Origin of the sequence: Enterocloster bolteae, from assembly GCF_002234575.2 — a bacterium.
GTDB lineage: Bacteria > Bacillota > Clostridia > Lachnospirales > Lachnospiraceae > Enterocloster > Enterocloster bolteae.
The window spans coordinates 6539545-6551992 of the sequence record NZ_CP022464.2; the positions used below are offsets into that span (position 1 = coordinate 6539545).

9 protein-coding genes and 1 riboswitch are annotated in these 12448 nt (G+C 47.8%); of the genes, 3 read left to right on the forward strand and 6 right to left on the reverse strand.

Annotation, left to right across the window (positions count from 1 at the left end; translation table 11 throughout):
- The first annotated feature begins 4 nt into the window (after nucleotides 1-4).
- The gene (locus tag CGC65_RS30520; RefSeq protein WP_002569282.1) at nucleotides 5-994 is read left to right on the forward strand and encodes a WYL domain-containing protein; all 990 of its coding nucleotides are present in this window, start codon (nucleotides 5-7) and stop codon (nucleotides 992-994) included.
- A gap of 243 nt (nucleotides 995-1237) precedes the next feature.
- Here the strand turns inward: CGC65_RS30520 and CGC65_RS30530 are convergent, their stop codons facing one another.
- Nucleotides 1238-1498: a hypothetical protein gene (locus CGC65_RS30530; protein WP_002569283.1), complete on the reverse strand. Its 261-nt coding sequence runs from the start codon at nucleotides 1496-1498 to the stop codon at nucleotides 1238-1240.
- Nucleotides 1499-1632: 134 nt separating this feature from the next.
- Between CGC65_RS30530 and CGC65_RS30535 the strand changes: the two genes are divergently transcribed.
- Entirely contained in the window at nucleotides 1633-1893 is a 261-nt protein-coding gene (locus tag CGC65_RS30535) for a helix-turn-helix domain-containing protein (protein WP_002569284.1), read from the forward strand.
- An 89-nt stretch (nucleotides 1894-1982) separates the two neighbouring features.
- Here the strand turns inward: CGC65_RS30535 and adhE are convergent, their stop codons facing one another.
- Nucleotides 1983-4595, reverse strand: a complete 2613-nt coding sequence (adhE, locus tag CGC65_RS30540) for a bifunctional acetaldehyde-CoA/alcohol dehydrogenase (protein ID WP_002569285.1) — start codon at nucleotides 4593-4595, stop codon at nucleotides 1983-1985.
- A gap of 398 nt (nucleotides 4596-4993) precedes the next feature.
- Here adhE and CGC65_RS30545 point away from each other — a divergent pair, with 398 nt between their 5' ends.
- Nucleotides 4994-6175 (forward strand): ISL3 family transposase, encoded by a 1182-nt coding sequence (locus tag CGC65_RS30545; RefSeq protein ID WP_002578311.1) that lies wholly within the window; start codon nucleotides 4994-4996, stop codon nucleotides 6173-6175.
- A gap of 238 nt (nucleotides 6176-6413) precedes the next feature.
- Here the strand turns inward: CGC65_RS30545 and metK are convergent, their stop codons facing one another.
- From metK to CGC65_RS30570, 4 genes are all read right to left on the reverse strand, one after another.
- The gene (gene metK, locus CGC65_RS30555) at nucleotides 6414-7601 is read right to left on the reverse strand and encodes a methionine adenosyltransferase (protein ID WP_002569286.1); all 1188 of its coding nucleotides are present in this window, start codon (nucleotides 7599-7601) and stop codon (nucleotides 6414-6416) included.
- A 115-nt stretch (nucleotides 7602-7716) separates the two neighbouring features.
- Nucleotides 7717-7863, reverse strand: a riboswitch (SAM riboswitch).
- A gap of 95 nt (nucleotides 7864-7958) precedes the next feature.
- Nucleotides 7959-9803, reverse strand: coding sequence for a 5'-nucleotidase C-terminal domain-containing protein (locus tag CGC65_RS30560; RefSeq protein WP_002569287.1), 1845 nt, complete (start codon nucleotides 9801-9803; stop codon nucleotides 7959-7961).
- Nucleotides 9804-9989: 186 nt separating this feature from the next.
- Nucleotides 9990-11018 carry a transglutaminase domain-containing protein gene (locus CGC65_RS30565; RefSeq protein ID WP_002569288.1) on the reverse strand — a complete coding sequence of 343 codons (1029 nt, stop codon included), beginning with the start codon at nucleotides 11016-11018 and terminating at the stop codon, nucleotides 9990-9992.
- Between the two features lie 107 nt (nucleotides 11019-11125).
- A complete protein-coding gene (locus CGC65_RS30570; protein ID WP_002569289.1) occupies nucleotides 11126-12418 on the reverse strand; it encodes a UDP-N-acetylglucosamine 1-carboxyvinyltransferase in 1293 nt (430 codons plus the stop codon).
- Nucleotides 12419-12448 lie beyond the last annotated feature (30 nt).

Below are 12448 nucleotides of genomic sequence, written 5' to 3' on the forward strand. Positions count from 1 at the left end.
TGCCATGGAATTATTTCACAAAATATACAGCTGTTATTACAATGTGGTCCGCCACATACTGGATGAAGCAGGTCACAGCCCCATAACCAGGCAGGATATGGAGGATATATGCCGCGCTTACGGTTTCCAGGAAAGCGCCCTGTCCATCATCCCCAAACTGACGGACAGCACATGGGCCCTTCTGGAAGAACAGGACAAACATACCTTTACGTCCCGTCTGGGCCATGCTGTTCCTGCGCTCCCTCTCACGAACCTCCAGAAAGCATGGCTGAAATCCCTGATACAGGACCCCCGTTTCCAACTGTTTTTCACAGACAGGCAGTTAGAACTTCTGGCCGGGGAATGGGACGGTCTGCCCTCCCTTTACCATGAGGACGACTTTTACTACTATGACCGCTACAGGGACGGGGATTCCTATGATTCCCCCTCCTACAGGAAGCATTTTCAGGCTATACTTAAAGCAATTCGGGAGGAACGCGTTCTTCTGGTTGCCTATGAGGGAAAACACGGCCGTGTCCACTCCTTTGAGACCGCGCCTTACCAGCTTCAGTATTCCTCCAAGGATGACAAGTTCCGGCTCTGCTGTCTCCAGCTCCACCGGAATACGTTCAGCCGCAGCACCATACTTAATCTGGCACGCATAAAGGACTGCCACGTAACCTCAAAGTCATGCCCACCAGACCTTGAATCCCGCTGTTTTGAACCCATCCAAAAGGCCTCGGAACCAGTGGTTCTTAAAATCAGCGGGGAACGCAACTCCCTGGAACGGTGCATGCTGCATTTTGCCAACTATGAAAAGCATACGGAATATGACGCGGAAATGAAATGCTGGATCTGTTCCATCCACTATGATTTGGCAGATGAGACAGAACTTCTCATAGATATTCTGTCCTTTGGCCCTGTGGTCCGGGTAGTTGGCCCTTCGTCCTTTGTACGGCAGATCCGCAAACGGGTAAAAAGGCAGCATGAGCTGTTTTACAGCGAGATTACATAGGGTACGCCGGGTGACTGCAGAAACCACAGCAGCGCTTCCTGCCTCAGCGCCCCCTGCCCCAGCACCTCCTTCCCCAACGCCTCCTCCCCAGCGCCTCCTGCCCAGCACAGGACAGGACTGCGCTCCGCACAAAAATACGCTCCGCATAAAAACAGGAAAAAACAGGATAAATGAAAAAGATGCTGTATGGCTGTCCGGATATACCATAATACATCCGGACAGCCATACAGCATCTTTATTTATCTATAGTTCCTTATTTTCCTCTAATCTGAGAATCAGATTCTTAACAAGCTCTTCCTTACTCTTAAATTCCGTCCTGACGCCAGTAATATACCGGAAAGCCTCCTCCCATTCGCTCATGGAATAGGATGACATGCTTACCGTGCGCACGGCATATATAATATCCTCTATATAAAACGGACTGTGGAGGTCCGAAAGGTACTGACAGCCGGAGAGATCCTGCAATCTGGCCAACAGCCCCCCCTGGGATTTATCTGGCATCATATAAAACTCCTATTCTTCTTTCTGCATGTATATTTCCAATTTCTCCTGTGCAATCTATACATTGCAATTATATATGACATTTGTCGTAAAATCAAGGAAATGCAACCTATTTCTTGCATATTCCGGAGGAAGCCATGGATCAAAAATTAAAGCAGGATTTAAGGATAGGGCCAAACATCCGAAAATACCGCATGCAGTCACATCTCACCCAGGATCAGGTCACTGCAAAGATGCAGCTGATGGGGATTAATATTTCACGCAGCATATATTCCCAGATAGAAAGCGGCACATATAATATACGAATCTCCGAGCTGGCAGCCATGAAGGAAATATTTAACATCAATTATGAATCTTTTTTTGATGGTATCATGCTGAACCACAGGGATAAACAATAACAAAACAATATGAACAGGCCGCCTGTCAAACGACAGACGGCCTGTTCCAAACACAAAGGATAAAGGTATTTACCCGCAATGGGTACGAATTATTTACCGTAGTATGCTTTTAAATACATTTCTTTAATCTCACTCATAAGCGGATATCTTGGGTTAGCGCCGGTACACTGGTCATCAAATGCCTGCTCTACCATATCATCCAGCCTGTCTAAGAAGTCTTTTTCATCAACGCCGTAATCCTTGATGCAGGACTTGATACCAACAGTCCTCTTAAGCTCCTCAATCTTAACAATCAGCTTCTGAACTGCCTCAGCATCATCCTTGGCCTGGATTCCGCAGAACCTTGCGCACTCCGCATACCTTTCACGGGTATGTGGATACTGATACTGGGAGAAAGTACCCATCTTACGTGGATTCTCAGCTGCGTTGAAATCAACCACCAGGGAAATCAGCAGAGCATTGGCAACACCGTGTGGCAGGTGATGGAATGCGCCCAGCTTATGAGCCATGGAGTGGCATACGCCCAGGAATGCATTGGCAAATGCCATACCAGCCATACAGGAAGCATCTGCCATCTTCTGACGTGCCTCAACATTTGTAGGCTCATTGTAAGCGGTTGGAAGGTAATCAAATACGTTCTTCATGGCCTTAAGCGCAAGGCCGTCTGTATAGTCGGTTGCCATGACGGATGCATATGCCTCCAGTGCATGGGTCAGTACGTCAACGCCGGATGCGCTGGTCAGTCCTCTTGGCTGGCTCATCATATTGTCAGTATCAACAATTGCCATATTAGGCAGCAGCGCGTAATCTGCCAGAGGATACTTGATACCGGTCTCCTGGTCTGTGATAACGGCGAAAGGAGTAACCTCGGAACCTGTACCGGAAGAAGTAGGAACAGCAATGAAATATGCTTTCTCGCCCATCTTCGGGAAGGTATATACACGTTTCCTGATATCAATGAAACGCATAGCCATATCCATGAAATCCACTTCCGGATGCTCATACAGCACCCACATAATCTTACCTGCGTCCATAGCAGAACCGCCGCCCATGGCCAGGATTACATCCGGCTCAAATTCTCTCATAAGCTTGGCGCCGGCCTGTGCATTAGCCAGTGTTGGGTCAGGCTGTACATCGGAGAATACAGTATATGTGATTCCCATTTCATTGAGACGGTCTGTAATGGCATGGGTGTATCCGTTCTTATACAGGAAGGAGTCTGTTACGATGAACGCCCTCTTCTTGCCTAAAACATCCTTCAGCTCTTGTAATGCTACAGGCAGACAGCCTTTCTTAAAGTAAACCTTCTCAGGTGCACGGAACCACAGCATGTTCTCTCTCCTTTCAGCAACGGTCTTAATATTCAGTAAGTGCTTAACTCCAACATTCTCAGATACGGAGTTGCCGCCCCAGGAACCGCAGCCCAGTGTTAAGGACGGAGCTAACTTGAAGTTATACAGGTCACCGATACCGCCGTGGGAAGAAGGAGTGTTGATTACGATACGGCAGGTCTTCATTCTTGCTGCATGCTTTAAAATCTTCTCTTCTTCATTTACATTCACATACAGGGATGAGGTATGGCCGTAGCCTCCGTCTGCCACCAGACGCTCTGCCTTATCCAGAGCCTCGTCAAACGTCTTAGCCTTGTACATAGCCAGTACAGGAGACAGTTTCTCATGGGCAAACTCTTCGCTGATATCCACAGACTCAACTTCGCCAATCAGAATCTTGGTATCCTCCGGAACCTCAACGCCTGCCAGCTTGGCAATGGTTGCTGCCTTCTGTCCCACAATCTTGGCGTTCAGGGCGCCGTTAACAATGATGGTCTTGCGCACCTTATCAATCTCGCCCGGCTTTAAGAAATAGCAGCCTCTGTATTCAAATTCTTTTCTTACTTCGCTGTAAATGGATTCCATGACTGTCACGGACTGCTCGGAAGCACAAATCATACCGTTGTCAAATGTCTTGGAATGAATGATGGAGTTAACCGCCATCTTAATATCTGCTGTGTCGTCGATGATAACCGGTGTATTGCCGGCGCCAACGCCCAGAGCAGGCTTTCCTGAAGAATAAGCAGCCTTAACCATGCCGGGACCGCCTGTTGCCAGAATCAGATCCGCATCCCTCATAACCTCATTGGTCAGTTCCAGTGAAGGAACATCAATCCATCCGATAATGCCCTCCGGTGCGCCGGCCTTCACTGCCGCGTCCAGAACCACCTTGGCCGCTGCGATAGTACAGTTCTTAGCACGGGGATGTGGGGAAATGATGATTGCGTTCCGTGTCTTTAAGGCAATCAGTGTCTTAAAGATAGCTGTGGAAGTAGGATTAGTGGTAGGAATAACAGCTGCAATCAGACCGATTGGCTCGGCAATTTTCTTAATGCCGTATTCCTTATCTTCCTCAATCACACCAACTGTCTTGGTATCCTTGTATGCGTTATAGATATACTCTGCAGCGTAGTTGTTTTTGATGACCTTATCTTCAACCACGCCCATGCCGGTCTCTTCTACTGCCATCTTTGCAAGTGGAAGACGCATCTTGTCGGCTGCGCTTGCTGCTGCAAAAAAGATTTTGTCTACCTGCTCCTGTGTAAAGGTAGAAAAAGCTTTCTGCGCTTCGCGCATTGCATTCATTTTTGCATTCAGTCCGTCTACGCTGTCAATGATTTCCGGAACAACCTGCTCGATTTTCTTTGCCATTTCCTTATCCTCCATTTTCCTTGTGTTTGAATCAGTACATTTAGGCTGTACCTGCCTGTCAAGTCATTTTAAATTGTTACTCAATTGCTATTGATAATTAATTAACAATCTCACTGTTTGCATTATAAACCTTCGTTAAAAAAATGTCAATATATAAATGAAAGATTTTATAATTTTTTTTAGGGGGGAACCAGGGCAATCCTCAGACAAGAAAACAGCTATCCCCTATTGCCATAGAAGATAGCTGTAACTAAAAATCGGTTCTATACTGAATGTTGGGGTGTGCTGAAAAGCACACTTCCAACATTCTTTTCGTTGTAATAAAATACATCTATAAGAAGCCTCCTAAACACATTATCCCGACCAAAGTTTAATGTTACGGAGGTGACCCCTTATAGATGTACCCTAATTATACCAAGGCCTTCCTTAACTTGGAAGGTGTTTTTATTAAAAAAGTGGTTCAGGCAGACTCTTTCATTAAAATTTTCATCCAGTCCCAACCGGTAGAACAGACTTGTCCCTGCTGTGGGGCTAAAACTAAACGGATTCATGATTACCGTTTACAAGAAGTCCAGGACATTCCCTTACTGGGAAAACAAGTAATCCTGCTCCTTCGCAAACGCCGCTACCTCTGCCCATACTGCCGCAAACGGTTCACGGAACCCTATTCGTTCCTCCCCAGCTACCACCGCAGGACCCGCAGACTGGCATTTTACATTGTCTCCCTGCTCCGGCAGACCTTTTCCTTAAAACAGATTGCAGAGCTTACCGGTGTTTCCGTCCAGACGGTCTGCCGCCTTCTGGACACGATTTGCTATCCTCCGCCTGACCAGCTTCCACAAGCGCTTTCCATTGACGAATTCAAAGGCAATGCTTCTACCGGTAAATATCAGTGCATTCTGGTTGATCCGAAAAAGCGCCGGATCCTCGACATTCTCCCGGATCGGACCCAGAGCCATCTGGCTGATTATTGGCGGAACATTCCCAGGAAAGAACGCCTGAAGGTAAAGTTCTTCGTCTGCGATATGTGGCGCCCCTACACCGAACTTGCACAGACCTTCTTTCCAAACGCTACAATCATCGTGGATAAATATCATTTCATCCGGCAGATGACATGGGCGATTGAAAATGTACGCAAACGGCTGCAGCGCTCCATGCCGGTTTCTCTGCGTAAGTATTATAAACGCAGCCGGAAACTCATTCTGACCCGCTATAAAAAGCTGAAAGATGAGAACAAACAGGCCTGTGATTTAATGCTTCACTATAGCGAGGATCTGCGTCTGGCACACCGCATGAAAGAGTGGTTTTATGATATCTGCCAGATGGAAGCGTATCGTCAGCAGCAGAGGGAATTTGATGACTGGATTGCGAATGCACAGAGCTGTGGGATCAAGGAATTTGAGGCCTGTGCTAAGACCTACAGGGCCTGGCGAAAAGAAATTCTGAATGCCTTTAAATACGGGTTGACAAATGGTCCCACAGAAGGATTTAACAACAAGATAAAGGTATTAAAACGGAGCAGCTACGGAATCCGGAATTTCAAACGGTTCCGAACCCGGATACTTCACTGTACATCATAGGATAAAAAGGTCGGTAATGCGGAGGCTTATTTGGCATGCCCAAAATCAGTAAAACCTGGAACTAAACATAAAAAGGGCCCTTTTCATAGAATTGGGGCGGGATTTTAACAAATCCCACCCCAACTATTGACAAAGAGCCTAAAAATCAAACATATTCCGAAGCTCTAATCATTGACTCAACCGAAATCCTTTGATTACTTATTAAAATAGGGGGTTCAGTCAAATCTTAAGCGCCTTCCTATAGATAACTTTTTAACAATTCAACCTTATCCAGTCTCTCCCAAGGCAGGTCCAAATCATTGCGGCCAAAGTGACCATAAGCAGCTGTCTGCTTATAAATCGGGCGGCGCAGGTCCAGCATCTTAATGATTCCGGCCGGACGGAGATCAAAATTGGAACGGATAATGTCCACCAGCTTCTCATTGCTCAATTTACCGGTTCCGTAGGTATCCACCATGATGGAGGTAGGGTGAGCAACACCAATGGCATAGGACAGCTGAATCTCGCACTTGTCAGCCAGACCGGCCGCCACGATGTTCTTAGCAACATAGCGGGCAGCATATGCAGCAGATCTGTCTACCTTGGTGCAGTCCTTTCCGGAGAATGCGCCGCCGCCGTGGCGCGCATAACCGCCGTAGGTATCAACGATTATTTTACGTCCTGTCAGACCGCTGTCTCCCTGAGGTCCGCCGATAACAAAACGTCCTGTAGGGTTGATGAAAAACTTTGTGTTCCCATCAATCATATGCTGAGGAAGTATCTCGTCAAAGATGTATTTTTTCACATCCGCATGAATCTGTTCCTGGGTCACGCTCTCATCATGCTGTGTGGACAATACCACAGCATCCAGGCGGACCGGCTTGTCATTTTCATCATACTCCACAGTTACCTGGCTCTTGCCGTCCGGACGCAGGTACTTAAGCGTACCGTTCTTGCGGACTTCCGTAAGACGCTTAGCCAGCTTGTGGGCCAGGGAAATGGGATACGGCATAAATTCTTCTGTCTCATTGGTGGCAAAACCGAACATCATGCCCTGATCCCCTGCTCCGATAGCATCCAGTTCCTGGTCAGACATCTTGTTTTCCTTTGCCTCTAACGCCTTATTCACTCCCAGCGCAATATCCTGGGACTGCTCGTCAATGGCTGTGATAACACCGCAGGTATCGCAGTCAAAGCCGTATTTGGCACGGTCATAGCCAATCTCACGCACCGTCTCGCGCACCAGCTTCTGGATGTCCACATAAGCGTTGGTGGTTATCTCTCCCATAACCAGAACCAGTCCTGTTGTGGTGGCTGTCTCACATGCCACGCGGCTCATTGGATCCTGCTCCATCAGAGCATCCAGGATTGCGTCGGATATAGCATCGCACATTTTGTCCGGATGCCCTTCTGTTACGGACTCAGATGTAAAAAGTCTTCTCTCCATTTTAATCTCTCCTTCTTTCAGATAAATGATTAATAGCAGCTGTAACATCAACCATTTACAAAAAACAAAGTCCGCAGCAATTGCGGACTTGAAAATATCATTAAATCTTCAAATCCTCTTATTGCTCGACCAAGTATGCTCCATAGCATACTCCTCGCTCAGGCTGGCACCTTCCGGCCCTTTCGCATATCTTGCTGATATACTCAACCGGGGTTGCCGTGACTTCACAGGTCCTTTGTACCTCCATCACTCTGAATAAGGGATATTTACGAACTCTTTAATTGTAAAATGTGTTACCTTCCATATCTTATAGCAATTATATATATATGTCAATACTAAAATCCATCATTTCCTGTCTTACCTTATGGAAATCCTTCCCTGTCCCCCTGGATTTGCATACTCAGATGTCACGGAACCTCCCATTCTTCGGATATAGGAAGACAATATATCCACATCCACCATAACCTCATCCCGGATTACATTACATCCTTTAAACATGGTCATGCCGTCGCCTCCCTGTTTCAGCATATAATTATGGGACGCTACGGTATACGTCTTCTTAAGGTCAATGGGTTCTCCTCCCACTTTAATGTCCATTACCCTGTAAGCACCGGACACACCGGTGAAATTCCCCTTGTCATCCGTCTGAACGCCGGACTTAACAGATGTGTCGATGGTGTAGGTCAGACCGGAAACCTGAAGGAAACCGCCGCTCTCCTCAGGACAATTCCTGGACGCCATCTCCAGCGCATCCTTAATCTGCTGTCCCGTGGCCTCTATGACACATCCCATATTCCCATAAGGGAACACGGCCAGGGTGTCGTTATAGGTAATGTTTCCCGGCTTAATAACGCTTCGGATTCCGCCTCCATTGCTGAGCCCGATATCAGCACCCAGCTCCGCACGGTAAGCATCTGCCGTCAAATCTCCCAGATTCGTCTCAGCGTTTCTGATAATACGATTCCCCGTGGCAGGATCATTGACTGTCAGCTCATATGGCGTGGTACCCAGAACTGTCTTTAATGTCTCATTGTACTGGTTCTCGATAGACTGGATAAACTGATAGGTCCCATAGTCTGCGGCCTTTCCGTCAGGATTAATATAGCTTTTGCCGGGAATCACAATATTAAGACCCACAGGAATCACGTCCGCATTCTTTATCTTATCCAGATTGCTGTTGTAAATATCGATCCAGCGGTTATAGCTGCCCAATTCCCTCTTCGCAATCCTGCTTAAGGAATCATGTTCCTGTACCGTATACTCCCTGTCCAGGTCCGCAGCAGGCACCTCTGATACCAGCTCTGTGCGTATGGATCCATCGGCAGATATGGTCAGCTTTCCGATATGATTCAGCTTGGTCCCCGTCTGGGTCAGAACCACATTCTGTCCGTTTTTATTCTTTACGTTCTCCGACGGGACCGTCTCATGGGAATGACCGTCAATACACGCGTCAATTCCCGTGGTATTGGCAATCACACTGGCGGAGGACCATTTCTGGGTAATGCCGTTTTCCCCGAGGTGTCCCGCCAGAATCACATAATCAGCTCCCGCTGTCCTGGCTGCATCCACGCTGGCCTGCACCTGATCGTACAGCTTTTGGCCGCTCTCGTCCTCACAGAAGGAATAAATATAATTGCCCTGGCTGTCCTGGAAATATGCCGGTGTGGATTTTGTAAAGCTTTCAGGCGTGGTAACGCCTACAAAAGCCACCTGAGTAGCCCCATATGTAAACATCTTATAAGGCGCAAAAACAGGCGCGCCTGTGGCACTGTCTATAAAATTGCAGGAATAATACCCACAATTTAATTTCCCGGCCAGCGCCAGAAATCTGGACATGCCATAGTCAAACTCATGGTTTCCAGGAACTGCAAAATCATATCCCACATAGTTCATGATATCAATAAGATACCCGCCGTCTGAAAGCGTACCAATGGGCGCTCCCTGAATGGCGTCCCCTGTATCCACCAGGGTTACATACGGCGTCTGCTGCTGCATCTCCTTCTTATACAATGCCAGACCTGCATAGCCGATGTTGTCATCCACTCCGCAGTGGACATCATTGGTGTACAGCACCACGATATCCTTGTCCGCTGCCAGTGCCGTGACCGGACCGCCTGTGAGCGGCAGGCCAGCCACCGTTACAGTGGTCAGGACAATTGCAAGAAACAGGCTGCGCAGCCATTTGAAGCTCTTGTTTTTCATGATTTTCCTCCTTATTATGTTTTTCCAAAGGTTCCTGCCACCATCATATCATATTTAAGCGGATAAGTAAAAAACGCTGATAACGGTTCTGATAAAAAAATGGGGAAATCATCCTGCCTGTGGATTCTTTCCCCATTTTTTGCGTATCCTTAGTCCGCCGCCTGATTTCTGCCTCCGGCATTTCGGTTATTCACAGGCCAGCTCGCCCTCATTCGCCTCTTCCCTGCATATCTCCTGCCCGGACTGATAATCCGTCACAGCCAGCTCCATTACGGCCTGGGAATAGTTCACGGACATCCTGACATATTTTCCTTTTTCCCTGGCTGCCTCAGACGCAATGCCCGCAATCTGCTCCAGCACATCCCTGGTCAGATATCCTCCCCGCCAGTGGAATACATAATAGGGCTGTTTCTTCCTCAGCACAGCCTTAAAACGTCCCGCCACATCCTCCAACTTGGTCAGGGACAGCCTGTTTTCTTTATAATAAAACCTTCCCCCGTCTGTGCACGCAGGCACCTTATACACCAGGGGCTGATGATCCTTGAATATCATCTTGTCGTCCAGATTAAAATAATCAAACCGCTTTTGTCCATACCGTCCCAGGGAATTATCAAAGGTCGCATCCAGATGGTACCATGTGTTCTTCAATCTTACCAGATTCCATGCGTGGCGGTACCGGATTCCCCTGTCAGGAGCTGATTCACTTATGGCTATCAGACACTCCAGCCCCATCCTGTCGCACAGTATTTTCACGGTCTTGGCAATGCCTTCGCAGACGCCGATCCCCTGCTGGAGAGGCCCTATAATTTCATGGGAATACTGTTTTTTCAGCTTGTCATAGGTCACATTGGAGCAGATGAAGTCATGCACGTACTTTTCCTTTTCCTCCGGCGCCATTCCCTCTGCCTGCCGGACCAGCCGGCTTATCCTGGACTCCAGGGCTATTTTCATCTCTTTTATTTTCTTCTTCTCAAACATATATTCCGGAATCATCTGTACATACTCTGAATTCTGGGCAAACCTGTAGTGAAAGCCCTCCACATAAAATATGGCCGGATGGTCCAGGCGGAGCCGGAAAAAAATATCTGACAGCTCCTTACCATCCAAGCGCAGAACCGGAAATTCCGGCGACAGTGACTCAAATCCATCCAACATGGCCCTATAGGCGTTCTGCTGAGCTTTATTCATTTGCTGGTAATAAAATTCTTGTTTCATATTCGTTCCACATATCCTTCTTAAGTCTGTTTGTCCTGCCTCTGAAAGAAAAGGCAGGAACCATGCACCTTCCGGTACATCCTCCTGCCTTGTATTCTCTCCTGTTATCAACCAACCCTTAATTTAAACTTTTGTACTTCCCGGTCGGAATCTACTTTTTCAATCATAGCTCCCAATCCCTGAAGCTTTTCCTCAAAACACTCATATCCGCGCTGGATATAACCGATTTCATCCACCACCGTATACCCGTCGGCGGCCAATCCCGCAATCACAAGGGCTGCTCCCGCCCTCAGGTCCGGTGCATTGACCTGGGCTCCTGTCAGGCCTTTTACGCCGTCTATGACAGCCACATTGCCCTCTACCTTTATATTGCTGCCCATGCGGGCCAGCTCGTCCACATATTTGAATCTGTTCTCAAAAATACTCTCTGTCACCATACTGGTGCCGTTGGCCAGGACCAGGGCAACCGACATCTGAGGCTGCATGTCCGTAGGAAAGCCGGGATAGGGAAGGGTCTTTATATCCGTATGCCTCTGGGCAGGTTTTCCCACCACGCGTACAGCGTCATCAAATTCAATCACCTCACAGCCTATCTCCGTCAGCTTGGCCGAAATGGCTTCCAGATGCTTGGGAATCACGTTCTTAACCATGATATCGCCTCTGGTGGCAGCTGCAGCGCACATAAATGTGCCTGCCTCAATCTGATCCGGTATAATGGAATACTCAGTGCCGTGAAGACGGTTCACTCCCCTGATACGAATTGTATCCGTACCGGCTCCCTTTATATTGGCGCCCATGCTGTTTAAGAAGTTGGCAACATCAACAATATGGGGTTCCTTGGCAGCGTTCTCCAGAATGGTCTGTCCCTCTGCCAGGGCCGCGGCCATCATGATATTAATAGTAGCTCCCACTGATACCACATCCAGGTAAATGTGGCTTGCCACCAGGTCGATGGCATGGGCAATGACAGCCCCGCGCTCAATGGTCACCTCAGCCCCCAGTGCCCTGAATCCCTTGATATGCTGGTCAATGGGCCTGCTGCCGATATTACATCCCCCGGGAAGGGGAACCTGCGCGCTTTTATATTTGCCCAAAAGAGCTCCTATGAAATAGTAAGAAGCACGTATCCGGCGGATATACTCATCATCCACAGATACCTCGCTTATATTGCTTCCATTTATCTTTACAGTGTGTCGGTCAATCCGGTCAACCCTTGCACCGATTTCCTGAATCGCCTCTAACAGTACATTGATATCCCTTACATCCGGCAGATTATCAATCACCACATCATCGTCAGTCATGATAGAAGCAGCCAGTATTCCCAGTGCGGCATTCTTGGCTCCGCTTATGGTCACATCTCCCACCAGTGGATTCCCGCCTTTGATAATATATTGTTCCATTCCACACCTCTGATTTTTATTTAAACAAAT

Bases quoted from the DNA above. Each gene is read 5' to 3' on its own strand.
- metK (WP_002569286.1), bottom strand. From the start codon at position 7,601: ATGGAGAGAAGACTTTTTACATCTGAGTCCGTAACAGAAGGGCATCCG.
- adhE (WP_002569285.1), bottom strand. From the start codon at position 4,595: ATGGCAAAGAAAATCGAGCAGGTTGTTCCGGAAATCATTGACAGCGTA.
- CGC65_RS30545 (WP_002578311.1), top strand. From the start codon at position 4,994: ATGTACCCTAATTATACCAAGGCCTTCCTTAACTTGGAAGGTGTTTTT.
- CGC65_RS30530 (WP_002569283.1), bottom strand. From the start codon at position 1,498: ATGATGCCAGATAAATCCCAGGGGGGGCTGTTGGCCAGATTGCAGGAT.
- CGC65_RS30570 (WP_002569289.1), bottom strand. From the start codon at position 12,418: ATGGAACAATATATTATCAAAGGCGGGAATCCACTGGTGGGAGATGTG.
- CGC65_RS30560 (WP_002569287.1), bottom strand. From the start codon at position 9,803: ATGAAAAACAAGAGCTTCAAATGGCTGCGCAGCCTGTTTCTTGCAATT.
- CGC65_RS30565 (WP_002569288.1), bottom strand. From the start codon at position 11,018: ATGAAACAAGAATTTTATTACCAGCAAATGAATAAAGCTCAGCAGAAC.
- CGC65_RS30520 (WP_002569282.1), top strand. From the start codon at position 5: ATGGAATTATTTCACAAAATATACAGCTGTTATTACAATGTGGTCCGC.
- CGC65_RS30535 (WP_002569284.1), top strand. From the start codon at position 1,633: ATGGATCAAAAATTAAAGCAGGATTTAAGGATAGGGCCAAACATCCGA.